Source organism: Pseudomonas sp. HMSC063H08, from assembly GCF_001813645.1.
In the GTDB taxonomy this organism is placed as follows: Bacteria; Pseudomonadota; Gammaproteobacteria; order Pseudomonadales; family Pseudomonadaceae; genus Pseudomonas; species Pseudomonas aeruginosa.
Genome location: NZ_KV813617.1, coordinates 536 through 24,964, shown reverse-complemented (window position 1 = coordinate 24,964; position 24,429 = coordinate 536). Strand labels below are relative to the sequence as shown.

General features: G+C 67.7%; 24 protein-coding genes. 10 read left to right on the top strand and 14 right to left on the bottom strand.

Annotated elements, in window-relative coordinates:
- Window positions 1-49 precede the first annotated feature (49 nt).
- Entirely contained in the window at window positions 50-1,069 is a 1,020-nt protein-coding gene (gene mexS / locus HMPREF2924_RS29325) for an oxidoreductase MexS (protein WP_023091717.1), read from the bottom strand.
- A gap of 220 nt (window positions 1,070-1,289) precedes the next feature.
- Between mexS and mexT the strand changes: the two genes are divergently transcribed.
- From mexT to oprN, 4 genes are all read left to right on the top strand, one after another.
- Window positions 1,290-2,204, top strand: coding sequence for a multidrug efflux system transcriptional regulator MexT (gene mexT / locus HMPREF2924_RS29320; RefSeq protein ID WP_003089829.1), 915 nt, complete (start codon window positions 1,290-1,292; stop codon window positions 2,202-2,204).
- A gap of 230 nt (window positions 2,205-2,434) precedes the next feature.
- Window positions 2,435-3,679 (top strand): multidrug efflux RND transporter periplasmic adaptor subunit MexE, encoded by a 1,245-nt coding sequence (gene mexE, locus HMPREF2924_RS29315; protein ID WP_003103549.1) that lies wholly within the window; start codon window positions 2,435-2,437, stop codon window positions 3,677-3,679.
- A 21-nt stretch (window positions 3,680-3,700) separates the two neighbouring features.
- Window positions 3,701-6,889, top strand: a complete 3,189-nt coding sequence (gene mexF / locus HMPREF2924_RS29310) for a multidrug efflux RND transporter permease subunit MexF (RefSeq protein ID WP_003089834.1) — start codon at window positions 3,701-3,703, stop codon at window positions 6,887-6,889.
- Window positions 6,886-8,304 (top strand): multidrug efflux RND transporter outer membrane subunit OprN, encoded by a 1,419-nt coding sequence (gene oprN / locus HMPREF2924_RS29305; RefSeq protein WP_003089836.1) that lies wholly within the window; start codon window positions 6,886-6,888, stop codon window positions 8,302-8,304. Before mexF ends, oprN begins: the two co-directional genes overlap by 4 nt.
- 158 nt (window positions 8,305-8,462) lie before the next feature.
- On the opposite strand, the gene HMPREF2924_RS29300 is transcribed toward oprN, so the two are convergent.
- Window positions 8,463-8,978, bottom strand: coding sequence for a DinB family protein (locus tag HMPREF2924_RS29300; protein ID WP_003131313.1), 516 nt, complete (start codon window positions 8,976-8,978; stop codon window positions 8,463-8,465).
- A gap of 58 nt (window positions 8,979-9,036) precedes the next feature.
- The gene (locus HMPREF2924_RS29295; RefSeq protein WP_003089840.1) at window positions 9,037-9,915 is read right to left on the bottom strand and encodes a LysR substrate-binding domain-containing protein; all 879 of its coding nucleotides are present in this window, start codon (window positions 9,913-9,915) and stop codon (window positions 9,037-9,039) included.
- A 127-nt stretch (window positions 9,916-10,042) separates the two neighbouring features.
- On the opposite strand from HMPREF2924_RS29295, the gene HMPREF2924_RS29290 reads away from it, so the two are divergent.
- From HMPREF2924_RS29290 to HMPREF2924_RS29280, 3 genes are read left to right on the top strand one after another with little or no spacing between them, the layout of a single operon-like run.
- Window positions 10,043-10,675 (top strand): ankyrin repeat domain-containing protein, encoded by a 633-nt coding sequence (locus tag HMPREF2924_RS29290; protein WP_003131312.1) that lies wholly within the window; start codon window positions 10,043-10,045, stop codon window positions 10,673-10,675.
- Window positions 10,676-10,692: 17 nt separating this feature from the next.
- The gene (locus tag HMPREF2924_RS29285) at window positions 10,693-11,148 is read left to right on the top strand and encodes a nucleoside deaminase (RefSeq protein WP_003109548.1); all 456 of its coding nucleotides are present in this window, start codon (window positions 10,693-10,695) and stop codon (window positions 11,146-11,148) included.
- On the top strand, window positions 11,145-12,371 hold the full coding sequence (locus HMPREF2924_RS29280) for a CynX/NimT family MFS transporter (RefSeq protein WP_003131310.1): 1,227 nt from the start codon (window positions 11,145-11,147) through the stop codon (window positions 12,369-12,371). Before HMPREF2924_RS29285 ends, HMPREF2924_RS29280 begins: the two co-directional genes overlap by 4 nt.
- A 43-nt stretch (window positions 12,372-12,414) precedes the next feature.
- On the opposite strand, the gene HMPREF2924_RS29275 is transcribed toward HMPREF2924_RS29280, so the two are convergent.
- Together HMPREF2924_RS29275 and HMPREF2924_RS29270 are read right to left on the bottom strand one after the other, a co-directional pair.
- The gene (locus tag HMPREF2924_RS29275) at window positions 12,415-12,582 is read right to left on the bottom strand and encodes a hypothetical protein (RefSeq protein WP_003089849.1); all 168 of its coding nucleotides are present in this window, start codon (window positions 12,580-12,582) and stop codon (window positions 12,415-12,417) included.
- 103 nt (window positions 12,583-12,685) lie between these two features.
- The gene (locus HMPREF2924_RS29270) at window positions 12,686-14,026 is read right to left on the bottom strand and encodes a leucine-rich repeat-containing protein kinase family protein (RefSeq protein WP_023084198.1); all 1,341 of its coding nucleotides are present in this window, start codon (window positions 14,024-14,026) and stop codon (window positions 12,686-12,688) included.
- 117 nt (window positions 14,027-14,143) lie between these two features.
- On the opposite strand from HMPREF2924_RS29270, the gene HMPREF2924_RS29265 reads away from it, so the two are divergent.
- Window positions 14,144-15,397, top strand: a complete 1,254-nt coding sequence (locus HMPREF2924_RS29265; RefSeq protein ID WP_003131306.1) for an SMI1/KNR4 family protein — start codon at window positions 14,144-14,146, stop codon at window positions 15,395-15,397.
- A 3-nt stretch (window positions 15,398-15,400) separates the two neighbouring features.
- Here the strand turns inward: HMPREF2924_RS29265 and HMPREF2924_RS29260 are convergent, their stop codons facing one another.
- Window positions 15,401-16,018 (bottom strand): immunity protein Imm33 domain-containing protein, encoded by a 618-nt coding sequence (locus tag HMPREF2924_RS29260; protein ID WP_003089860.1) that lies wholly within the window; start codon window positions 16,016-16,018, stop codon window positions 15,401-15,403.
- 251 nt (window positions 16,019-16,269) lie between these two features.
- Window positions 16,270-17,616, bottom strand: a complete 1,347-nt coding sequence (locus HMPREF2924_RS29255; protein ID WP_003131304.1) for an OprD family porin — start codon at window positions 17,614-17,616, stop codon at window positions 16,270-16,272.
- 362 nt (window positions 17,617-17,978) lie between these two features.
- On the opposite strand from HMPREF2924_RS29255, the gene HMPREF2924_RS29250 reads away from it, so the two are divergent.
- Complete coding sequence (locus HMPREF2924_RS29250; protein WP_003089862.1) at window positions 17,979-18,197, top strand: hypothetical protein; 219 nt, start codon at window positions 17,979-17,981, stop codon at window positions 18,195-18,197.
- 157 nt (window positions 18,198-18,354) lie between these two features.
- On the opposite strand, the gene catA is transcribed toward HMPREF2924_RS29250, so the two are convergent.
- Genes catA through HMPREF2924_RS29235 form a run of 3 tightly spaced genes read right to left on the bottom strand, consistent with a single transcriptional unit; the run spans window position 18,355 to window position 20,775 of the window.
- Window positions 18,355-19,287: a catechol 1,2-dioxygenase gene (catA, locus tag HMPREF2924_RS29245; protein WP_003131302.1), complete on the bottom strand. Its 933-nt coding sequence runs from the start codon at window positions 19,285-19,287 to the stop codon at window positions 18,355-18,357.
- 44 nt (window positions 19,288-19,331) lie between these two features.
- The gene (catC, locus tag HMPREF2924_RS29240; RefSeq protein WP_003089864.1) at window positions 19,332-19,622 is read right to left on the bottom strand and encodes a muconolactone Delta-isomerase; all 291 of its coding nucleotides are present in this window, start codon (window positions 19,620-19,622) and stop codon (window positions 19,332-19,334) included.
- Between the two features lie 31 nt (window positions 19,623-19,653).
- Entirely contained in the window at window positions 19,654-20,775 is a 1,122-nt protein-coding gene (locus HMPREF2924_RS29235; RefSeq protein ID WP_003131300.1) for a muconate cycloisomerase family protein, read from the bottom strand.
- 161 nt (window positions 20,776-20,936) lie between these two features.
- Between HMPREF2924_RS29235 and HMPREF2924_RS29230 the strand changes: the two genes are divergently transcribed.
- Window positions 20,937-21,809 carry a LysR family transcriptional regulator gene (locus HMPREF2924_RS29230; RefSeq protein WP_003089870.1) on the top strand — a complete coding sequence of 291 codons (873 nt, stop codon included), beginning with the start codon at window positions 20,937-20,939 and terminating at the stop codon, window positions 21,807-21,809.
- 8 nt (window positions 21,810-21,817) lie between these two features.
- Here the strand turns inward: HMPREF2924_RS29230 and HMPREF2924_RS29225 are convergent, their stop codons facing one another.
- The 4 genes from HMPREF2924_RS29225 to HMPREF2924_RS29210 all read right to left on the bottom strand — a co-directional run.
- Window positions 21,818-22,819, bottom strand: a complete 1,002-nt coding sequence (locus tag HMPREF2924_RS29225) for an AraC family transcriptional regulator (protein ID WP_023094703.1) — start codon at window positions 22,817-22,819, stop codon at window positions 21,818-21,820.
- A gap of 187 nt (window positions 22,820-23,006) precedes the next feature.
- Window positions 23,007-23,375: a Mor transcription activator family protein gene (locus HMPREF2924_RS29220; protein ID WP_003127781.1), complete on the bottom strand. Its 369-nt coding sequence runs from the start codon at window positions 23,373-23,375 to the stop codon at window positions 23,007-23,009.
- Complete coding sequence (locus HMPREF2924_RS29215) at window positions 23,372-23,920, bottom strand: hypothetical protein (RefSeq protein ID WP_003117363.1); 549 nt, start codon at window positions 23,918-23,920, stop codon at window positions 23,372-23,374. The genes HMPREF2924_RS29220 and HMPREF2924_RS29215 overlap by 4 nt, the downstream gene beginning before the upstream one ends.
- On the bottom strand, window positions 23,920-24,429 hold a 510-nt coding region (locus HMPREF2924_RS29210; protein ID WP_070700841.1), incomplete at its 5' end, for a regulatory protein GemA. The genes HMPREF2924_RS29210 and HMPREF2924_RS29215, both read right to left, overlap by 1 nt.

Genomic DNA, 24,429 nt, shown 5'->3' with positions numbered 1-24,429 from the left:
CACGAAAAAGCCCGGCTCGCTGGCCGGGCTCTTTCGCTGCGGGTCGTCCTCAATCGGCGACGTGGATCACCACCCGGCCACGCTTCGGACAGGTTTCCATGTAGCGATGCGCCTCGACCACCTGGTCGAACTCGAATACCCGGTCGACCACCGGCTTGAGCAGGCGATCGCGGGTCAGTTGCTCGATGTGCGCGAGGGCCTTGCTCACCGACTCGTCGTTGCGTTCCAGGCCCATCTCCGGATGACCGGTGAAATCCATCAGGCAGTGGCGGTAGAACTGCAGGTGCTTCTTGAACGCGGCGCAGGCCGGGAACGCCGACTCGTTGCCGCCGTTGCAGCCATACAGCACCAGCTTGCCGCGGGTGGCGGAGACATCGCCGAGCAGGGTCATCTGCGGGCCGCCCAATTCGTCGAGGATGACATTGACGCCCTTGCCCTCGGTGAAGCGCTCGACTTCCAGGACCAGGTCCTGCTCGTCGGTCACCACCACCTTGTCGGCGCCCTGCTCGCGGAGGAACTCGCGCTCCTCGGCGGACTTGGTGGAAGCGATCACCCGCGCGCCGAGAGCCTTGGCCAACTGGATCGAGACCGGTCCGTACATGCGCGCCGCCTCGGTGATCAGCACGGTCTGCCCGGCCTTCAACCCGGCCAGGTCGACCAGGCCGAAATAGGCCACCAGCAGGCCGGTGTAGTAGACGCTGGCCTCCACCGGGGTGAGTACCTCGGGGTAGACCGCCAGGGCCGCGCGTGGCATCAGCACCACGTCGCCATAGGCCGGATAATGATCGGGGGTATGGGCGGGGAAACTGGCCACGCGGGAACCCAGCGGCAGGTCGCCGACGCCGGCGCCGGCCGCCAGCACCTCGCCGGCCAGCTCGAAGCCGAGACCGGACGGCAGCGCAGCCTGCTCCGGGGCCAGGTTCTGACGCCAGAGCACATCCTTCCAGCTCACGCCGATCGCCTGGACACGCACCAGGACTTCCCCTGCGGCCGGCGCCGGGGTCGGCAGCTCTTCGCATTTGAGGACCTCTGGCGGGCCAAACTGATGAAAACGGATCACTCGGGACATCGCAAACCTCTGCAGTGCATCACGGGGTGAATAACCTCATGGGTTGTGACTGTATCCGCCCATGCCTGACAAAACCACCCGTCGTTATTGATAATGGCTATGCCTGTCAGTGATCCTATGCCCCTCCGGCACCTCGCCAGGCCCCGCCCCGTCTCGCACGCAAGGCTTGACGGCGAGCCCCCGCGGTTGCAGCCTCTAGCCCCTGGAAACGAGGAACGCCATGAACCGAAACGACCTGCGCCGCGTCGATCTGAACCTGCTGATCGTGTTCGAGACCCTGATGCACGAACGCAGCGTGACCCGCGCCGCAGAGAAACTGTTCCTCGGCCAGCCGGCCATCAGTGCCGCGCTGTCGCGCCTGCGCACGCTGTTCGACGACCCGCTGTTCGTCCGTACCGGACGCAGCATGGAGCCCACCGCGCGAGCCCAGGAAATCTTCGCCCACCTGTCGCCGGCGCTGGACTCCATCTCCACCGCCATGAGCCGCGCCAGCGAGTTCGATCCGGCGACCAGCACCGCGGTGTTCCGCATCGGCCTTTCCGACGACGTCGAGTTTGGCCTGTTGCCGCCCCTGCTCCGCCGCCTGCGCGCGGAGGCGCCGGGGATCGTCCTCGTCGTGCGCCGCGCCAACTATCTATTGATGCCGAACCTGCTGGCCTCGGGGGAGATCTCGGTGGGCGTCAGCTACACCGACGAACTGCCGGCCAACGCCAAGCGCAAGACCGTGCGCCGCAGCAAGCCGAAGATCCTCCGCGCCGACTCCGCGCCCGGCCAGCTGACCCTCGACGACTACTGCGCGCGACCGCACGCGCTGGTGTCCTTCGCCGGCGACCTCAGCGGCTTCGTCGACGAGGAACTGGAGAAATTCGGCCGCAAGCGCAAGGTGGTCCTGGCGGTGCCGCAGTTCAACGGCCTCGGCACCCTCCTCGCCGGCACCGACATCATCGCCACCGTGCCCGACTACGCCGCCCAGGCGCTGATCGCCGCCGGCGGCCTGCGCGCCGAGGACCCGCCGTTCGAGACCCGCGCCTTCGAACTGTCGATGGCCTGGCGCGGCGCCCAGGACAACGACCCGGCGGAACGCTGGCTGCGCTCGCGGATCAGCATGTTCATCGGCGATCCGGACAGTCTCTGAGCCCTCCGGCGGCTACCTGCACGAGGCGTCGCAACGGGGAAATCGATCGCGCACCGCGAGCCTGTGGCTTATTCCATCGAAAGCACTGTCCATAACCATCGACTGTTACAGAAAACGAAAAACCATGTATCACTGTTCGTGATAATCAAAATCTCATCGTTCGATTAGTTCCCTGCCGGAGCAGCCCGCAGACTTCGCCAATCCCGAAAAACCGACTGGCGGAGTCAAGCATGGAACAGTCATCCCACTTCTCCTGGCGCTACCCCCTCGCACTCGCGGCCGTACTGGTCCTGAGCGCCTGCGGCAAGGCCCCGGAAACCACCCAAGGCATGGCGGCGCCCAAGGTCAGCGTCGCCGAAGTCATCGAACAACCGCTGAACGAGTGGGACGAATTCACCGGCCGCCTGGAGGCCCCGGAGTCGGTGGAGCTGCGCCCGCGGGTATCGGGCTACATCGACCGCGTGGCCTTCCATGAAGGCGCCCTGGTGAAGAAAGGCGACCTGCTGTTCCAGATCGACCCGCGCCCGTTCGAGGCCGAGGTCAAGCGCCTCGAAGCCCAGCTGCAACAGGCCCGCGCGGCCCAGGCGCGGAGCGTCAACGAAGCCCAGCGCGGCGAACGCCTGCGCGCCAGCAACGCGATCTCCGCGGAACTCGCCGACGCCCGCACCACCGCCGCCCAGGAAGCCAAGGCGGCGGTCGCCGCGACCCAGGCGCAACTGGACGCGGCACGCCTGAACCTGAGCTTCACCCGGATCACCGCGCCGATCGACGGTCGCGTCAGCCGCGCCGAGGTCACCGCCGGCAACCTGGTCAACTCCGGGGAGACCCTGCTCACCACCCTGGTCAGCACCGACAAGGTCTACGCCTACTTCGACGCCGACGAGCGCGTGTTCCTCAAGTACGTCGAGCTGGCCCGCCAGGCCGGTCGCGACACGCGCAGCGAGAGCCCGGTGTACCTCGGCCTGAGCAGCGAGGACGGCAACCCGCACCTGGGCCGGCTGGACTTCCTCGACAACCAGGTCAACCCGCGTACCGGCACCATCCGCGGCCGCGCCGTGTTCGACAACGCCAAGGGCGAGTTCACCCCCGGCCTCTACGTGCGCCTGAAGCTGGTCGGCAGCAAGACCTACGCCGCCACCCTGATCAAGGACGAAGCGGTCGGCACCGACCTGGGCAAGAAGTTCGTGCTGGTCCTGGATGGCGACAACAAGACCGTCTACCGCACCGTCGAGATGGGACCGAAGCTGGAGGGCCTGCGCATCGTCCGCAGCGGCCTGAGCAAGGGCGACCGGATCGTCGTGAATGGCCTGCAGCGGGTCCGCCCGGGCATGCAGGTGGATCCGCAGAAGGTCGAGATGGCCAGCGCCGACACCCTGGCCACCCTCGCGCGCCTGCGGCAGTCGGTCGGCGACAGCGAACCACCGAAGGTGGCGGCGTCCAAGGACAACGCCACTCGCAACGAGCCGCGCGGCTGAGCGCGGCGATAGGAAGAACCGATGAATTTCTCCCAATTCTTCATCCAGCGGCCGATCTTCGCCGCGGTGCTGTCGCTGCTGATCCTGATCGGCGGCGCCATCTCCCTGTTCCAGCTACCCATCAGCGAATACCCGGAAGTGGTGCCGCCGACCGTCGTGGTCCGCGCCAACTTCCCCGGCGCCAACCCGAAAGTCATCGGCGAGACCGTCGCCTCTCCCCTGGAACAGGCGATCACCGGGGTGGAGAACATGCTCTACATGTCCTCCCAGTCGACCTCCGACGGCAAGCTGACCCTGACCATCACCTTCGCCCTCGGCACCGACCTGGACAACGCCCAGGTGCAGGTGCAGAACCGCGTCACCCGGACCGAGCCGAAGCTCCCGGAAGAAGTGACCCGGCTCGGCATCACCGTCGACAAGGCCTCGCCCGACCTGACCATGGTCGTGCACCTGACCTCGCCGGATAACCGCTACGACATGCTCTACCTGTCGAACTACGCGGTGCTCAACGTGAAGGACGAACTGGCCCGCCTCGACGGCGTCGGCGACGTCCAGTTGTTCGGCCTCGGCGACTATTCGCTGCGCGTCTGGCTGGACCCGAACAAGGTCGCCTCGCGCAACCTCACCGCCACCGACGTGGTCAACGCCATCCGCGAGCAGAACCGCCAGGTCGCCGCCGGCACCCTGGGCGCGCCGCCGGCGCCGAGCGATACCAGCTTCCAGTTGTCGATCAACACCCAGGGTCGCCTGGTCACCGAGGAAGAGTTCGAGAACATCATCATCCGCGCCGGCGCCAACGGCGAGATCACCCGTCTGCGCGACATCGCCCGGGTCGAGCTGGGCTCCAACCAGTACGCCCTGCGCTCGCTGCTGAACAACAAGCCGGCGGTGGCGATCCCGATCTTCCAGCGTCCCGGCTCGAACGCCATCGAGATCTCCAACCTGGTGCGGGAGAAGATGGCCGAGCTGAAGCACAGCTTCCCGCAAGGCATGGACTACTCCATCGTCTACGACCCGACCATCTTCGTCCGCGGCTCCATCGAGGCGGTGGTGCACACCCTGTTCGAAGCTCTGGTGCTGGTGGTGCTGGTGGTGATCCTGTTCCTGCAGACCTGGCGCGCCTCGATCATCCCGCTGGCCGCGGTGCCGGTGTCGCTGATCGGCACCTTCGCGGTGATGCACATGCTCGGCTTCTCGCTCAACGCGCTGTCGCTGTTCGGCCTGGTGCTGGCCATCGGCATCGTGGTGGACGACGCCATCGTGGTGGTGGAGAACGTCGAGCGCAACATCGGCCTCGGCCTCAAGCCGGTGGAAGCCACCAAGCGTGCCATGCGCGAGGTGACCGGGCCGATCATTGCCACGGCGCTGGTGCTCTGCGCGGTGTTCATCCCGACCGCGTTCATCTCCGGCCTTACCGGGCAGTTCTACCGCCAGTTCGCCCTGACCATCGCGATCTCCACGGTGATCTCGGCGTTCAACTCGCTGACCCTGTCGCCAGCGCTGGCGGCGGTCCTGCTCAAGGGCCACCACGAGCCGAAGGACCGCTTCTCGGTGTTCCTCGACAAGCTCCTCGGCAGTTGGCTGTTCCGTCCGTTCAACCGTTTCTTCGACCGCGCCAGCCATGGCTACGTCGGCACGGTGAACCGGGTCCTGCGCGGCAGCTCGATCGCCCTGCTGGTCTACGGCGGGTTGATGGTGCTGACCTACTTCGGCTTCTCCAGCACGCCGACCGGTTTCGTCCCGCAGCAGGACAAGCAGTACCTGGTGGCCTTCGCCCAGTTGCCCGATGCGGCCAGCCTGGACCGTACCGAGGCGGTGATCAAGCAGATGTCCGAGATCGCCCTGGCGCAGCCCGGCGTGGCGGACTCGGTGGCCTTCCCCGGCCTGTCGATCAACGGCTTCACCAACAGCCCGAACAGCGGCATCGTGTTCACCCCGCTGAAGCCGTTCGACGAGCGCAAGGACCCGAGCCAGTCGGCCGGGGCCATCGCCGCCGCGTTGAACGCCAAGTACGCCGACATCCAGGACGCCTACATCGCGATCTTCCCGCCGCCGCCGGTACAGGGGCTGGGGACCATCGGCGGCTTCCGCCTGCAGATCGAGGACCGTGGCAACCAGGGCTACGAGGAGCTGTTCAAGCAGACCCAGAACATCATCACCAAGGCCCGTGCGCTGCCTGAGCTGGAACCCAGCTCGGTGTTCTCCAGCTACCAGGTCAACGTGCCGCAGATCGACGCCGACATCGACCGCGAGAAGGCCAAGACCCACGGCGTGGCGATCAGCGACATCTTCGACACCCTGCAGGTCTACCTCGGCTCGCTGTACGCGAACGACTTCAACCGCTTCGGCCGTACCTATCAGGTCAACGTCCAGGCCGAGCAGCAGTTCCGCCTCGAACCCGAGCAGATCGGCCAGCTGAAGGTGCGCAACAACCTCGGCGAGATGGTCCCGCTGGCGTCCTTCATCAAGGTCAGCGACACCTCCGGTCCGGACCGTGTGATGCACTACAACGGCTTCATCACCGCCGAACTCAACGGCGCCCCGGCCGCGGGCTACAGCTCCGGCCAGGCGCAGGCGGCGATCGAGAAGCTGCTGAAGGAGGAACTGCCCAACGGCATGACCTACGAGTGGACCGAGCTGACCTACCAGCAGATCCTCGCCGGCAATACCGCGCTGTTCGTCTTCCCGCTCTGCGTGCTGCTGGCCTTCCTCGTGCTGGCCGCCCAGTACGAGAGCTGGAGCCTGCCGCTGGCGGTGATCCTGATCGTGCCGATGACCCTGCTGTCGGCGATCACCGGGGTGATCCTGGCCGGCAGCGACAACAACATCTTCACCCAGATCGGCCTGATCGTTCTGGTGGGGCTGGCGTGCAAGAACGCGATCCTGATCGTCGAGTTCGCCAAGGACAAGCAGGAGGAAGGCATGGACCGCGTCGCCGCGGTGCTGGAAGCCTGCCGCCTGCGCCTGCGGCCGATCCTGATGACGTCCATCGCCTTCATCATGGGCGTGGTGCCGCTGGTGATCTCCACCGGCGCCGGCGCCGAGATGCGCCATGCGATGGGCGTGGCGGTGTTCTCCGGGATGATCGGGGTGACCTTCTTCGGCCTGCTGCTGACGCCGGTGTTCTACGTCCTCATCCGCCGCTTCGTGGAGAACCGCGAAGCGCGCCGCGCCGCCAACGACAAAGGTCTGCCAGAGGTGCATGCATGATTCACGCGCAGTCGATCCGGAGCGGGCTCGCGCCCGCCCTGGGTCTGTTCAGTCTGCTGGCGCTCAGCGCCTGCACGGTGGGTCCGGACTACCGGACCCCCGACACCGCGGCGGCGAAGATCGACGCCACGGCGAGCAAGCCCTACGACCGCAGTCGCTTCGAAAGCCTGTGGTGGAAACAGTTCGACGATCCGACTCTGAACCAACTGGTCGAGCAGTCGCTGAGCGGCAACCGCGACCTACGCGTGGCCTTCGCCCGCCTGCGCGCCGCCCGCGCCCTGCGCGACGACGTGGCCAACGATCGCTTCCCGGTGGTCACCAGCCGCGCCAGCGCCGACATCGGCAAGGGCCAGCAACCGGGAGTGACCGAGGACCGGGTCAACAGCGAGCGCTACGACCTTGGCCTGGATAGCGCCTGGGAGCTTGACCTGTTCGGGCGCATCCGCCGTCAGCTGGAGTCCAGCGACGCCCTCAGCGAAGCGGCCGAGGCTGACCTGCAGCAACTGCAGGTCAGCCTGATCGCCGAGCTGGTGGACGCCTACGGCCAGCTGCGCGGCGCGCAACTGCGCGAGAAGATTGCCCTGAGCAACCTGGAGAACCAGAAGGAGTCGCGCCAGCTCACCGAGCAACTGCGCGACGCCGGGGTCGGTGCCGAACTCGACGTACTGCGCGCCGATGCGCGCCTGGCGGCCACCGCCGCCAGCGTGCCGCAACTGCAGGCGGAAGCCGAGCGCGCCAGGCACCGTATCGCCACCCTCCTCGGCCAACGGCCGGAAGAGTTGACAGTGGACCTTTCGCCGCGCGACCTGCCGGCGATCACCAAGGCCCTGCCGATCGGCGATCCCGGCGAGCTGCTGCGCCGCCGACCGGACATCCGCGCCGCCGAACGGCGCCTGGCCGCCAGCACCGCCGACGTCGGCGTGGCCACCGCCGACCTGTTCCCGCGGGTCAGCCTCAGCGGCTTCCTCGGCTTCACCGCCGGGCGGGGCTCGCAGATCGGCTCAAGCGCCGCCCGCGCCTGGAGCGTCGGCCCGAGCATCAGTTGGGCCGCCTTCGACCTCGGCAGCGTGCGTGCCCGCCTGCGCGGCGCCAAGGCCGACGCCGACGCCGCGCTGGCCAGCTACGAACAGCAGGTGCTGCTGGCCCTGGAAGAATCGGCGAATGCCTTCAGCGACTATGGCAAGCGCCAGGAGCGCCTGGTCTCGCTGGTCCGCCAGTCGGAAGCCAGCCGCGCCGCCGCGCAACAGGCGGCGATCCGCTACCGCGAAGGCACCACCGATTTCCTGGTGCTGCTGGACGCCGAACGCGAGCAACTCTCCGCCGAAGATGCCCAGGCCCAGGCCGAGGTCGAGCTGTACCGCGGCATCGTGGCGATCTACCGCTCCCTCGGCGGTGGCTGGCAACCCAGCGCCTGAACCGGCTATCCCCGGCCGATGGAAATCGGCCACTCCAGCCCCGCGATTGCAGCTCCTGGTCGCGGGGCTTTTTTATGCGCAGCGCGGGGCGGACGCTCGGTCGAGCCCCACGTCGTTTCTCGGCGATGGCGTAGAGGCTCGGCGGCCATTGCCGCGGGCTATTCCCGCCGCTCCGGCTGCGCGGAGTGGATATACAGGGTGTAGGTATCCGCCGGCCGGGGCGCGCCCGCCAGGTCGAGGGCATGACCGATGGCGCCGCGATGGTAGGTGCCATGGTTGACGATATGGAAGAGGATCTCCTGGCGCGTCATACCGCCGTCGCGGCCATCGGCGAAGCGGAAGCGCAGCCATTCGCCGCGACGCTCCAGCGGCAGCTCGGCGACATAGCCGGCGAACCAGGCGGCCGAATCCTCCAGCCGGCGACGCAGGACGTCGTAGCCAGGCACCACCTCGCTGTTGGTCTGTTGGTGGGGCGCCGACTCGCCCAGCAGGCGCGCCCTGAACAGTTCCTCGACGATCGCCATGTGATTGAGCTGTTGCAAGGCGAAGGCCAGCGAGGCCGGGAACGCCTCGGCCTCGATCCGGGCGATGGCATCGAGGGTGCGGCGGTCGGACCAGGCCTTGTAGTTGAAGGACTCGACCAGCAGGTCGACTTGCAGGTTGGGTCGGGACATGTGGCGGGCTTCCGTGTCCATTCGCTGAGGGAGCCGGATCATAGCCCGGAGACAGTGCTCAGCGCTCGCCCTGCAACCCTTCCAGGCGTGCATCGCAGAGGTCGCGCAGGCGGTCGCGGAGGGTGCGCCCGGCGCTGTCCAGCTCGGGCCGCGCGTAGAGCGCCAGCTCCAGGCCAGCGATGGGCGGGAAGCCGGCCTGCGCGCCAAGCAGGCGATGCTCGGGCCCGACGCAGCCCAGCGGCAGCAGGCTGACCCCCAGTCCGGCGCCGACCGCGGCCACCAGGCTGGCCAGGCTGGCGCTGGAATAGCCGATGCGCCAGCGACGCCCGATGCTCTCCAGGGCATGGATCATCTCCTGGCGATACAGCGCGCCGACCGGGAACACCACCAGCGGCACCGGCTCCTCCGGCGAACCCTCGCCGAACGGCCGCGCGGCGCTGCCGAACCAGCCCAGCGGCTCGGCCCAGCGTGCATGGCAGTCGCTGTCGGCCCCCCACTGCTTGACCAGCAGCAGGTCCAGCTCGCCGCTGCGATAGAGGCGCAGCAGGTGATGGCTGAGACCGCTCTCGACCTCCAGGCGCAGTCGCGGACGCTCTTCGGTGAAGCGCGTCAGCACCGGCATCAGCACTTCGCCGGCGAGGTCTTCCGGCACGCCAAGGCGCAGCACACCGTCGCCATGGGCCGGGCTGAGGGCCTCGCTGGCCTCGTCCGAGAGCCGCAGCAGGCGCCGCGCGTAGCCAAGCAGGCGCTCGCCTTCCTCGGTCGGCAAGACCTGCCGCTGGCTGCGGTCGAGCAGGCGGCAACCGAGGTTCTGTTCGAGGCGGATGACCTGCTGGCTGACGGTGGACTGGGTCAGGTGCAGGTGTTCGCCGGCGCGGGTGAAGTTGCCGGTGTCGACAACGCTGACGAAGGTACGGAGCAGGACCAGATCGAGCATGCACACTCCCACTGAAAGGCATTACATCATTTAATTTCAGCATACATGACATCGACGCCATACTTTTCGCCAACGCCTATCGGAGCCCATCGACATGTCCCTGGCCAATCTATGCAGGAGCGGAGCCATGCTGGTCTGCGCAGCATTCAGCGGAGGCGCCGGCGCGAGCGACGCCGGAGCATTGCTCGAAGCCGCGCGTCGCGGCGATACCGCGCAGGTCGCCAGCCTGCTCGAACGCAAGGTCGAGGTCGACGCGCCCAGCGCCGACGGTAGCACCCCGCTGCTGCTGACCACCGCCAACGACCACCTGGCGGTGGCGCGCCAGTTGATCGAGGCCGGCGCCGACGTCAACCGGCAGAACAGCCGGCTCGACAGTCCGTATCTGCTGGCCGGCGCCGAGGGCCGCCTGGAAATCCTGCGCCTGACCCTGCTCCACGGCGCCGACCTGAAGAGTACCAACCGCTATGGCGGCACCGCGCTGATCCCGGCCTGCGAACGCGGCCATGTGGAAGTGGTGAAGACGCTGCTGCAAGCCGGGGTCGATCCCAACCATGTCAACAAGCTCGGCTGGACCGGGCTGCTCGAGGCGATCCTGCTGAGTGACGGCGGTCCGCGCCACCAGGAGATCGTGCGCCTGCTGATCGACGCCGGCGCCGACGTCAACCTGGCCGATGCCGACGGCGTCAGCCCGCTGGCCCACGCCCGCCAGCGCGGCCAGGGCGGGATCGAGCGGCTGCTGCTGGCCGCCGGCGCCCAATGAAAGCGAAGGAGAAAGACATGTCCGATGAAACCTTCATGCGCGAGGCCATCGCCCTCGCCCGCGCCAACGTCGAGGCCGGCGGCCGCCCGTTCGGCGCCGTGCTGGTGCGCGACGGGCGGGTCCTGGCCCGCGGCGTCAACCAGATCCACGAGACCCACGATCCCAGCGCCCACGCCGAGCTGCAGGCGATCCGCCAGGCCAGCCAGGCGCTCGGCAGCCCGCGCCTGGACGGTTGCGTGATCTACGCCAGCGGCCATCCCTGCCCGATGTGCCTGGCCGCCATGCATCTCTGCGGCATCCAGGCGGCCTGGTTCGCCTATTCCAACGAGGACGGCGAAGCGTTCGGCCTGTCCACGGCCACGCTCTACGCCGAGATGGCGCGCCCGCCACAGCGGCAGAGCCTGCCGCTACGCGCCCTGCGTCCTGCCGGCGAAGAGGGTCTGTACCGGCAATGGCGGCAACGCCAGGCATGAGCGCGCGAATCCCTTCCGGCGGCCAGGCCGCCACCGGCGTCGGCGCGGCGGAGGTCAGTTGGGTCGGCCTGCTGGTGATCTTCTGCCTCGGCATCAACCTGCGACCGATCCTCACCGGCATCGGCCCGCTGCTCGAGGAAATCACCGCCGGCACCGGTCTCGGCTTCCAGGGTGCGTCGCTGCTGACGGTGTTGCCGGTGCTCTGCATGGGCCTGGTGGCGCTGTTGCTGCCCTGGCTCGGGCGCTGGCTGGCCGAGCACCGCGGCATCGTCTGCGGACTGCTGGCCATCGCCGCGGCCTGCCTCTGGCGCCTGGAACTGGATAGCGGGCTGGCGCTGATCGCCAGTGCCGCGCTGGCCGGCAGCGGCGTGGCGATCATCCAGGCGCTGGTACCGGGCGTGGTCAAGCGCTGGTTCCCGAGGCGGGTCCCGGCGGCGATGGGCCTCTACTCGGCCTCGCTGATGGCCGGCGGCGGAACCGCGGCGGTGCTCAGCCCGCGGATCGCCGAACACTTCTCCAGCTGGCAGGCCGGCCTCGGCGCCTGGGCCGTACCGGCCCTGCTGGCGCTGCTGCTGTGGATGTTCGCGCGGCCGAGGGAGGTGCTGCCGAGCGCTGGCGAGGGGCCGGTCCGGCACTTCTTCGGCAATCGCCGTGGCTGGCTGCTGGCGGTGTATTTCGGGTTGATCAACGGCGGCTACACCAGCATGGTGGCCTGGTTGCCGGTGTACTACCGCCAGCTCGGCTGGAGCGCCCAGGACAGCGGCGGGCTGGTCGGGATCATGACCATCTTCCAGGTGCTCGCCGCGCTCAGCGTGCCGCTGCTGATTCGCCGCCGCCTCGACCGCCGGCCCTGGCTGCTGGCCGCGCTGCTGGTCCAGCTCGGCGGCTTCTGCGGCCTGCTGTCGATGCCGCTGCAGCACGCGGCGCTGTGGGTGGCGTTGATCGGCTACGGCCTGGGCGCCTGCTTCGCCCTCAGCCTGACCCTGACCCTCGACCACCTCCACGAGCCGCGTGCGGCGGGAAGCCTGGCGGCCTTCGTGCAGGGCATCGGCTTCATCATCACCGGCATCGTGCCCTACCTGACCGGCTGGCTGCGCGACGCCACCGGCAGCTTCCAGGCCTCCTGGCTGCTGCTCGCGGCGAGCGTGGTGGCGATGTTGCTGGTGACCCTGCGCTTCGCCCCGTCCGGCTATGCCCGGGCCATGGGCGAGACGCGCGACTGAGCGGCGGACCTCCGCGCCCGCCATTGCGGGCGCGGGTGGCGCTTCAGTAATGGGTGGCGATATAGATGCGGTAGCTGATGATGGCCAGCATGCAGATCACCCCGACCCACATGAGGAACAGGCCGAACGGCGTGTCGCGCTTGGTGAAACCCGTGCCGATGAAGAGCATGCCCAGCACGATGATTGCGAAAGTGACGCCGTAGGAATCCATGTTTACCCTCGTTGGCCGCGTTCCTGACATACTTGTCAGTCTAGCTCCAAGCCCGCTAGAACTGCGTTGATATTTATCAGCCTGCGGTCAATCTCGGGCAAATTCATCGAACTTGAGGAAACGCCTGGCTGCGAGCGGCAAGGTCGCGCAAGATCGCCTGGATCTCGCCGAAGTCCGGCCGCTCGCTCACCCGTGGCAGCGCGCAACGTCGCTGCAACTCGACCAGCGCCGCACGTAGCGAGGCCTGCCCCGGCAGCGCCTCACTGCGCTCGAGCAACTCCTCCAGCAGGCAGGCGAAGGCACGCACTTCCAGACGCCGCAGGGCGCCGGCAAGCACGGCGTCGTCCGGGAGGAAGGACGCGGCGCCGAAATCGCCCAGCAGGCAGGCGCCATCCTCGCGCCAGAGGATGTTATGCGCATAGAAGTCGCCATGGCTGATGCCGCGTCCATGCAGATGGGCCATCAACCCGGCGAGCGAGGCCGCCAGGCGCAGCGCCGTGGCCAGCTCGAAGCGCAGTCCCGGCGGATAGACGTCGCGGGTACAGGACTCCAGGCTCGGCGGCCCCGCCAGGTTGCGATAGGCGTCGTCGAGCAGCTCCAGCACCAGCCCGTCGCGCCCTTGCGGATGCCCGGCGAGCCGGCCGAGCACCTCGATCAATTGCGCATGGCGCCCCGCCGCCAGGCAGGCGGCCATCTCGCTGGCAGGGGTGCCATCGCTGGTCACTTCGCCCTTGAACAGCTTCAGCGCCACCGTGCGCGTCGAGCCGTCCGGCTGGCGCCAGCCGGCGCGATGGATGACCCCGGAGGCTCCTTCGCCGATCAGCCCTTCCAGGCTCAGCTCGCTCCAGTCCAGCGCGGCGATGCCGCTGTCGGCCAGCGCCGGCAGACGGCACAACGGGTTGCCGGCGTAGGCCAGCCAGGCCAGGCGCGGCAGCGTCGCCAGCCAGGCCGGCAGGCGCTGGAAACGGTTGGCGGCGATCCGCAGCAGTTCCAGGCCTTCGCAAGCGGCCATGCTCTCGGGCAAGGCCTCCAGGCGGTTGCCGGCCAACATCAGCTTCTGCAACGGCCGGCGGCCCAGTTCCTCGGGCAGCGTGGCGATGCGGTTGTCGGTGAGGATCAGCCAGCGCAGCGCTGGCGGCAGGGCCGCGGCCGGCACCCGCTCGATGCGGTTGGACTTGAAGCCGACCATGCTCAGCGCCGGACAGTCGCCCACCGCCGCCGGCAATTCGGCGAAGTCGTTGGCGGAACAGAACAGCACCTTGAGACGATGCAGCCGCCCGAGGTCGTCCGGCAGGCTGTCCAGGGCGTTGCCGCTGAGGTTGAGCACCTCCAGGGAGTCGGCCAGTTCGAAGATTTCCCGGGGGAACTCGCGCAGGCCGCAGGACAGGTCCAGGCGCGTGGCGCCGGCCAGTTCGCCGCTGCGCAGTTGCTGCAAGGTGTGCATGGTTCGACGGACTCCGGCCAGGGCGGATGGAAAGCCGCGCATGATAGCCAAGGCGTTGCGGAACGCGCACCCTCGCCGTGCTAGAGTGGCCGCCCCGAATCGACAGGACCACAGAGAATGGAACTCTCCCCCGCCGAACGCCAACTCCTGCTGGCCCATCGCCTGGCCGTGTTCGACGGCTGCGTGGTATACGACGCCCAGCCGCCGGTGTCCGCCGAACATGTCCAGCGTCTTGCCGAAGGCCTGGCCGGACCGATTCCAGAAGACCTGCTGCGCCTCTGGCGCACCTGTTTCGGCGGGCGCCTCGGCTATGACCTGGAAGTCGACTACGACGGCCACCGCCACCCGTTCTCTTTCAGCGAACTGTTCTATCCGGACAGCGACGGCTACCACGACCTCTGGGGCTGGATCGAACACGAGCGCGAGCTGGCGGCGGAAGCCGCGGCAGAAGAAGGCCGCGACTGGAACGGCAAGCTGGCCTACCTGCCGTTCGGTGGCTTCGAATACCTGGAGCGGCTCTACGTCTGCGTCGAACCCGGCCCCGAGCATGGCGCGGTAATCGCCTGGAGCCACGGCCTGCCGCCGGCCTGGGCCGGACGCCTGCACCAGGATTCGCTGACGCGCCTGGCCGACGATGTCGGCGGGCTGTTCCGCCTGTTGTCCTTCGAACAGGATCCGTTCGATGCCGAGAACGCCTGCGGCGTGGCCGACGAGCTACTGGAAGCGCTGGACGCCCTGGAGGCCGCCGGGGAGCCCGGCAAGGCGCTGAAGGGCCGCCTGGAAGTCCTGCTGCGCCAGCGCATCCTCGACTGGCGGCCGGCCCTCGCCGACGGCAGCCTGGCCGCCGAGCCAAGGCTGCGTCAACTGGCCCTGGCCGAAGCTGCGCAAGACGGCGATATCGACCTGCTGCAACGCCTGCGCGATGCCGGCTGCGACTTCGCCGAGACCTTGCGCGGACGCGGCGGCGTGCTGGAGGCCTGCCTCGCCCGCGGGCGCCTGGAGGCCGCCGGATGGCTGCTCGACCAGGGCGTCGCGGTGCACCAGGACAGCCTGCAGATCGGCGCCGCGCACCTCGATGCGGTCCTGGCCGAACGCCTGTTGCGGCTCGGCGCGGTCTCCGACCCGAATACGGTGCTCCTCGCCCTGCAATACGGCGACGCCGACGCCGCGCGGATCATGGCACGACCGCTGCTGGAGGAGTCGCCGGCGCGGGCCAGCGCCCTGCGCCTGGCCCTCGCCAGCCGCGCCGAGCGCGAGCGCAGCGACGCCAGGCGGGTCAGGTCGGGAAAGATGGGCAGCAACCGCAGTCCCGACGACTACCTGGCCCTGGCCGAGCGCCTGGAGCGCTTCCTCGCCGAGCTGCCTGGCTGAGGCTCAACCCTCCGGCCCCTGCACCTCGATGAAGGAACCGTCGGCCAGCCGCTCGAACGCCCGTCCCGGCGGCGCGTCGAGCAGCGGCAGGATGCTGTCGTCGGCGTTCAGCACCGAGCCCAGGCTGACGTAGGCGGTGGTCCCGGCGGTATTCATGTAGTCGTCCGACTCGTCGCCGGCCATCAGCCGCCAGCCGCTGTCGTTTTCCTCTTCCGGCGCCTCGCGGTAGAGGTAGCCGACCGCCTTCCCCTCGTCTATCACCCGGCGCGTCACGAAGCAGCGCCGGGCATAGCGCGAGATCGGCGTTTCCCGCGGGTCGTGCTCGGTGTTGATGATGTGCCGCGCCTCGAAGACGATGCGCTCGCCCAGCGACAGGTCGCGGATGTATTGCGGATAGTTGTCCAGGCGGCCGCTGAAGGCGCCATCCGCCTCGATGCCCTCGACCGTCACCCAGAGCCGCTCGGCGCGCGGCGCATCGGGGTTGTCGGTATCGAAGGCGAAGATCAGCTTGACGCTTTCCCCGGCGGCGACCCGGTCGATGGTCTCCGCGTCCGGTTTGTAGAAGGTGTAGGGATGGCGGACAGCGATCGCACTGGCGTCCACCAAGGTCCACGAGGCCATGTCGACTCCCGCTTGGCTGGCTACGCGGCGCCCGTAGCCTGGGCTGCCACGGGCACGCCGGTGCCCGGGCGGCATGGGTGGAATGGCGTGGCCGAGGTTCGGGTCGCGGCGCCCACCGGCAGGTCGAAGCCATGCCCGGCCAGGAACCGCCCTTCGGCCCGCCTACCCAGAGGAAAGTAGCAGCGCCGCCGCGCAGCCGCCAGCAACGGGCTGTCGCAGAGCGCCGCCCCGGACGGGGCGGCGGCGCGCCTTCAGAGGACTTGCAGCGGGTATTCGACGATCAGGCGGACTTCGTCGAGGTCCGACTCGAAGCTGTCGGAGCGCACCGTGGCCTGGCGCACGCGGAACGCCAGGTCCTTGGCCGCGCCGCCCTGCACCACGTACTTGACCTCCACGTCGCGTTCCCAGCGGCCCTGGTTGGTCAGCGGGTTGCCGTTGGCGTCGGTGCGCATGTAGACGCTGTTGGCATTCGAATAATCGGCGTCCCAGCCCTTGCCATAGCGGGTCATGAAGCTCAGCCCCGGCACGCCGAAGGCGGCCATGTCGAGGTCGTAGCGGAGCATCAGCGAGCGTTCCTTGGGCGAGTTGAAGTCGCTGTACTGGATCGAGTTGTCCAGGTAGATGGAGTCGGTCTGGCGCAGGTAGTCGAAGTCGTCGTCGCCGTTGTTGCGCTGGTACGACAGCAGCACCTGGTGCGGACCGTAGGCGAAGCCGCCGCGCACGCTCCAGATGTCGTTGTCGAGTTCGCCCATCACCTGCCTGCCCTGGTCCTTGACCTTGTAGTAGTTGGCGCCGCCGAGCAGGGACAGCTTGTCGTCCAGCGGATAGTTGAAGCTGGTGCCGGCGTAGTACTGGTCCCAGGCGTCCTTCTGGCGGCTGCCGTAGAGGCTGATGCTCCAGTGCTCGGTGGCCTGGTAGTCGCCGCCGGCGTAGGCGACCCACGGCGAGTCGATGCGCCGGCCGGTGTAGAAGCTGTAGAAGTCGTCGCTGCCGCTGGTGCTGTTCGGCTGGGTCATCGAGTTCAGCTTGCCGGCCTGCAGGGTCAGGCCCTTCGCCAGGCTGTCGTTGACCAGGGTAAAGCCGCGGAAGCTGGAGGGGAACAGCCGGCTGTTGCCGTACTGGATCACCGGGGTTTCCGGGAACACGTCGCCGACCCGCAGCACGGTGCCGTACCAGCGCAGCTTGACCGCGCCGCCGGCTCGCGAATAGTCGTCCTGCGGCCGACCCTGGTCGTCATAGGGCAGCAGGTCGACGCTACCGCCGGCGCCGGAACGCCCGCCGCCGCTGTCCAGGCGCACGCCGAGCTGGGCGAAGGCGTCGATGCCGACGCCCAGCGTGCCCTGGGTGAAGCCCGAGGAGAAGTTGGCCATGAAGCCCTGCACCCATTCCTCGGTATAGCCGCCGCCCGCCGGGCTCGATTGGCCCTTGCGGAAGTCGCGGTTGAAGTAGAAGTTGCGCAGCAGCAGGTTGACCTCGCTGCCCTCGATGAAACCTTCCTTGCTCCGCTCGGCGTTCTCCTCGGCGACGGCCGAGGCCATCACTCCAGCGCCCAGCAGCAGTGGAAGCGTCCACAGTCGTTTCTTTCCATCCCCTTGCATGGCGATTGCTCCAGATCGGTTCATGTCTGTTTTTCTTCTGCGGCCATGCCTTGCGGCGCTGGCTGTGCGTGAACTTCTGGTCGATCGCGCCCCCGCGCAGTCCTGCCGCAACCGGCATTGACCGTGAGGCTGATTCTGGATCCGGGGAAATGACGCAGACATGAGGCGGGGATTACTTTTCCGCAATCTTAACTCGCACTTAATGCGCTTCGCGCAGACTCCTCCGCCATGCAACGGAGCATCGCCGAAGTTATCGGAAACGTAATTTTCCACTCACCCTCGGGTAATCCGTCCGCTCTTACTCTTTGCTCAAACGGGACGAATACCTCGCCCCGGCGACGAGCCAACCCGAGAGGTTTGCCATGAAGATCATCCCGATGCTGCTGGCCGCCCTGCTGGCGACCGGCGCCGCCACTGCCCAGGCCCAGGACGGCAGCGAACGCTCCTGGCAGTACAACGCCGAATTCCGCGCCGCGCAGAAAGAACTGCGCGAGAAGCGCCTGCAGAAGCAACAACTGGAAGCGCAAGCGCAGAAGACCGACCGCAGCAAATGCGCCGAGCGCAAGAACGGCAACGGCTGAGCAGCCTTTCACCGAGCAATACACTTGTCCTTTTTGGGTTGCTCCTTTGGACAAGTCCTGAGGCGCCAGTCATGGCGCCTTTTTTTATCCGCCGTCGCGCCTGGCGGAAGAAGGCGGCATGGTCGCCAGCGACCAGCCGCCCTCCCCGCTCCCCGCCTTACCCCTGCAATGCCCGCGGCCGCTGGCTGCGGCGCTCGGCGGCGGGTGCCGGGCTGGCCTGGAGCTGGAAGTCGAAATCCAGTTCGGCGAAGCGTCCGCCCTCCACGCCGCGGTCGCGGGCCGCGACGGGGTCGTCGTTGAAGCGCAGGTCGCCGATCAGCCCATCGCGGGTGGCATAGGCGAAGTCGTCCCACAGGTAGCGGTCGCCCGCCAGGTTGATCTGGGTGGTCAGGTGGCGATGGCCGGGCGCCGAGACGAAGAAGTGGATGTGCGCCGGCCGCTGGCCGTGGCGGCCGAGGCGGTCGAGCAGCTCCTGGGTCGGGCCGTCGCTCGGGCAACCGTAGCCGGAGGGCACGATGCTGCGCGCACGGTAGCGGCCGTCGGCGTCGGTGCGGATGCGCCGGCGCAGGTTGTATTCGGACTGACTGCTGTCGAAGTAGGAATAGGTGCCTTGGGTATTGGCGTGCCAGACGTCGACGATGGCTCCGGCCAGCGGCTGGCCGTCGGGACCGCTGACGCGGCCCTGGAGGAACATCACGGTGCCGGGGTCGCGGCCGTCGTCCATCCGTGCCTCGCCGTCGCTCAGCGGCGCGCCGGCGACGTACAGCGGCCCTTCGATGGTGCGCGGCGTGCCGCCGGTGAGGCCGGCCTCGGCGTCCTGGGCGTCGAGCAGCAGGTCCAGGTAATGCTCCAGGCCCAGCCCGGCGGCCAGCAGGCCGGCCTCCTGGCGGCTGCCCAGGCGGTTCAGGTAGTCCACCGCTTTCCAGAATTCGTCGGGCGTGACCTGCATCTCTTCGATCAACTTCGCCGTGTCGTCGAGGATGCGCCGCACCAGGGCCTTGGTGCGCGGATCGCCGCGTTCGTTGAGCTGGCCGCTGGCCTCTTCGAAGAAGCGCTGGACGTCGGCAGTCTGGGAAATCTTCACGGTCATGGCGTTTGCCTCTGCTTGTTGTTGTCGGGCGTGGGAAGGGAATCTCAGCGGTCGTCGGCATGGATCGACGAGGGATGCCGGCAAAGCCCGTCGATCTCGATGTCCATGTAGGGAAACAGCGGCAGCCGGGTCAGGGTGTCGTGCAGCGCCTCGACGCTGGGCAGGTCGAACAGGCTGTAGTTGGCGTAGTGCCCGGCGATCCGCCAGAGGTGCCGCCAGCTGCCCTCGCGCTGGAGGCGCTGGGCCATTTCCTTCTCCTCGGCCTTGAGCCGCTCGGCCTGTTGCGGGTCCATGTCGACGGGCAACTTCACGGTCATCTTCACGTGGAATAGCATCGGTCGTTTCTCCTCTGTCTGCGGAATGGCTTCAGCGCCGGCGGAAGCGCGCCAGGCGCTCCTCGTCGAGCGCCAGGCCGAGACCCGGCGCACGCGGCACGTGCAAGTGGAAATCCTGGTAGCGCGGCGACTCGAGGAGGATGTCCTCGGTCAGCAACAACGGGCCGAACAGTTCGCTGTGCCAGGCCAGGCGGTCGAGGGTGACGAAGGCGTGGGCGGCGGCCAGGGTGCCGATGCCGCCCTCGAGCATGGTCCCGCCGTACAGGCCGATCCCGGCCGCCTCGGCGATCGCCGCGCTACGCAGCACCGCGCGCGGTCCGCCGTTCTTGGCGATCTTCAGGGCGAACACCGGGGCGGCGCCCTCGCGAGCCAGGTGGAAGGCATCCTCGACGCTCTCGATGGCCTCGTCGGCCATGATCGGCGCGCCGCCGCGGCTGCTCAGGCGCGCCAGGCCGATGCGGTTGTGGCGGGCGATGGGCTGTTCGATCAGGGCGATGCCGTTGTCGCCGAGCGTCGCGCAGGCACGCTGGGCAACGCCTTCGTCCCAGGCCTGGTTGACGTCCACCCGCACGCTGGCGCGCTCGCCAAGGGCGCGCTTGATGGCGATCGCGTGGGCCACGTCGGCATCCACCTCACCGGCGCCGATCTTCAGCTTGAAGTGCCGGTGGCGGCGCAGGTCGAGCATCCGCTCGGCTTCCTCGATGTCGCGGCCGGTGTCGCCGCTGGCCAGGGTCCAGGCCACCTCCAGGCTGTCGTGCAGGCGGCCGCCGAGCAGTTCGCTGACGGCCAGGCCGAGGCGCTTGCCATGGGCGTCGAGCAAGGCGGTCTCGACCGCCGAGCGGGCGAAGGTGTTGCCCCTGATGTGCCGGTCCAGGCGCTGCATCGCGGCATTCACGTTGTCCGCCGGCTGGCCCAGCAGCAACGGAGCGAAATGCGCGTCGAGATTGCTCTTGATGCTCTCCGGGCTCTCGCTGCCGTAGGCCAGGCCACCGATGGTGGTGGCTTCGCCGAGGCCCTCGATGCCGTCGCTGCAACGCAGGCGGAGGATCACCAGGGTCTGCCGGTTCATGGTGTGCATGGCCAGCTTGTGCGGGCGGATGGTCGGCAGGTCGACGATGATCGACTCGAGGCTTTGGATCACGGTTTGGCTCATTCTCGGGGGTCCACCAGGGTTGCGGTCGGGTTTTCGACGGTTCGCCGCTCAAGGCTCGCTCGATACCGAGCAGGTTTCGCCGTCGTTTCGGCCAAGCATTCATCGCCTTCTTCACTGGGGTCCAATATCATCTTCCTCTCGAACCATACCCTGGAGGTATCATGGAGCTTCGTCACCTGCGCTACTTCCAGGCGCTGGCCCGGACCCTCAACTTCACCCGCGCCGCCGAGCAACTGCACATCGCCCAGCCACCGCTGAGCCGGCAGATCCAGCAACTCGAGGAAATGCTCGGGGTGGCCCTGCTGGAGCGCGGCCGGCCGCTGCGCCTGACCGAAGCCGGGCGCTTCTTCCACGAACAGAGCGCGACGCTCCTGGACCAACTGGAGAGCATCTGCGACAGCACCCGGCGGATCGGCCAGGGCCAGCGCCAGTGGTTCGGCATCGGCTTCGTGCCCTCGGCGCTGTATGGCGTGCTGCCGGAGCTGATCCGCCACCTGCGCGGCGACCCGGAGCTGGAGCTGGGCCTGCTGGAGATGACCACCCTGCAACAGGTCGAGGCGCTGAAGAGCGGGCGCATCGACATCGGTTTCGGACGCATCCGCATCGACGACCCGGCGATCCGCCAGAGCGTGCTCAGCGAAGAGCCGCTGGTCGCCGCCCTGCCCGCCGGCCACCCGTTGCTCGGCCAGCCGCTGAGCCTGGAGCGCCTGTCGCGCGAGCCGTTCGTGCTCTACCCCGGCCAGCCGCGGCCGAGCTACGCCGACCACGTGCTGGCGTTGTTCGCCACCCACGGCCTGAGCCTGCGCGTGACGCAATGGGCCAACGAGATGCAGACCGCCATCGGCCTGGTCGCCGCCGGACTCGGCGCGACCCTGGTGCCGGCCTCGGTGCAGTTGCAGCACCGCGACGACGTCGCCTACCAGGCCCTGGCCGACGCCTCCCTGACCTCGCCGATCATCGTCAGCCGGCGCCAGGGCGACGGCTCCCCGCACCTGCGGCGCTGCCTGGCGCTGATCGGCCGCGAGGACGCCTGAACGCCCTCTCAGGAGCGCCGCGCGGCGCGGCGCTGGGTCATGCTCGGGGATTCCTCGAAGCGCTTGCGGTAGTCCACGGAGAAGCGTCCGAGGTGGCTGAAGCCCCAGCCCAGGGCGATCGTCGAGATGCTGCGGGCGCCGCCGCTGGCGAGGATCTCCTCGCGCACCGCGGCGAGCCGGTAGTGCTTCAGGTAGCTCATCGGCGACACCCCGAAGTAGCGACGGAAGCCCTCGAACAGCTTGAACCGCGAGACCCCGGCGGCGCGTTCCACGTCCTCCAGGCTCAGGGTCTCGCGGGCGTTGGCCTGGAGAAACTCGCGAGCGCGCAGCAGGTAGTGCGGCGGGCGCCCGCCAAGGCCCTGCTGCAGGGCCTCGCTGTAGTTGTTCGGCTGGGCCAGGATCAGTCCCTTGATCAGCGCGCGTTCCAGGTCGCTGCTGAAAAACGCCTGGGCGTAGAGTTCGCTGCGCGCCATCTCCTCGCTGATGTGCCGCACGGTGCGCCACCAGGACGCGGAGGCGCCGTCCAGGGCATCCATTTCCGGATCGAAGCGCAAGGGCGTATCGATCGGCCGCTGCAACATCTCCTCCAGGACCTTGCGCATCGCCGTGCGGTCGATCACCACCTGCAGCTTGCGGCAGTCCCCGGCGATGCTCAGCTCCTGGCGCTCGTTGGGCGCGATGATCACCCCGCGGCGGACGTCGGAGAGCAGGCGCAGCCCGCCCCGGCACAGCTCCTGCTCGCCGCTGAGCGGCAGGCTCAGGCTGTAGGCGTTGAACGCCGCGGCATCCTCGACGGTGATGGTGACGTCGGTGCCGTAGCCGATGTAGCCGAGGGTGGTGCACATCGACTTCAGCACGTTGCCGTGGTGCTGGAACTGCACCAGTCCCGGGCTCGCCGCTTCGAGCCGGTGCGGCCCGCAGACCTTCGACATCCAGGAACGGGCGGCGGCCAGGTCCAGGTGGTCGGCATGGAGATCGCCACGATCGGCGACGGGATGGGTCCTCATCATGGTTCGGCACTCGACACGGCAAGGCTGGGGGTGCGCTCTGCTGGCGCTCTGTTTTCAGCAAAATGAGAGAGAGTGAGATAAACCAGAAGGGTAAAGCGAGAAAATTGTGGGATATAGAGGAAGGGAAAGGGATTTAGTGGGATAGGCTTTGAAAAAGAGTTTCCAAGGATGAAAAGGCGGCGGCCGGTCAAGCCAGGCCGTCGCCGAGGTCCAGTTTGCCCTGGTCACGTTCGAACTTACGATCCTGAATACGCTTTAACAGCTTATATATAGAACTGGGCGTCAGTCCGTACTTCCGGGCCAGGGCGTGATGGTTTCGTCCGTTGAACTCGGAGAGAATCTGGAGATCACGCTTGGTAACCTGGTGGCGATAGTCGGAGGGGATGTACAGCGTGGCGCCACGCCACTGGTTCGCCAGATGGTCAGCTACCGCATGGCCGGCCTGTTCAGCCAGGCCAGCGTCAATACCATGTTCAGACAGTACTGTTGCTGTATGTGCCGCAATGTCGTCCAGCAGCTCATGGCGAGTTTCCGCCAGAATCGAACTCTGCTTCATGCTCCCCCCTTCAGCGCCGCGATCTGGCGCTCTCCATCCTCTTTAGTAATCAGCCCCAACACGATATCGGACTGAATTCGACCGACTTGGTCTTGGAGCAATTGCTGGGTGCTGGGTCCACCGGCCTGCGGCCGCTTTGAGGAAGCGGCCAGAGCCTGCGCTGGATCACTGGCCAGGCCCCACACCACCGCGCGCAGGTAGTTGTGGTTCTCAAGCGGCAGTTGCAGGCGCTCGCGGCCGGTGATCATCTGTTCGATACCGGTGGTCCATAGACGTGGCGAAGCCGGCTTGGTGTCGTTGGAGCGGGCATCCTTTTGCACTGTGCCTGTATTGACCAGGTTGAGCAGCTCCTCCACAAGCTTTATGGCGCGCGTCATGCGCAGGCCTCGTTTGGCTGGACTGAACAGGCGTAGGTAATTGAGTATTGCGCGGCCCAGTTTCGGATCGAGGCCGGCAAACAGCGCCGCCAGCCTCTTGCCGTCGGTATCTGCGAACCCGGCCTCTACCGGAAACTGCTCGCCGCAGCAGGGGCACTGCAATTGCATTACAAGAGCCCCCGAGCAGACGCTGCTGCACGCAGTGTTTCGACCAGGCTCTTGAGAATTGGACGTCGCCGCTCCCAGCCTTTGGGCAGGTGTTCCAGATCCACCCTCCAGTTTGGATCATGCTCGCCGAGCAGCTTGAGCAACTCCTCCACGCTACCCAAAAGCCCGCGCTTCTCCTGCTCAACATGCAGGGCAGCCAACACTGCTTTGAGCTGTTCAGGCTTCTTCAGCCAGGCCACTTTGGCTACGCCAAACTGGCGTTTGGCGATCGCATCGGCGTAGCTCCAAGGCAGCCCCATGTTGGTAAGTTGAGCCTCGATCACCTCGACCTCCGCTGGCAGTTGCCGCCAATTGTGCGGCTTGCCGGCTGCTCGCTTGCTGGGCTGTGGCTGCCAGCCCAGGCGCTTGAACTCGGTCAGCAACTGCTCAGCCTGGCGCAGGTTGAGATCCCGCGCCGACCCCTTGCCGAACATCACCTGCAGCTTCTGCCGATAGACATCGTCCTGCAG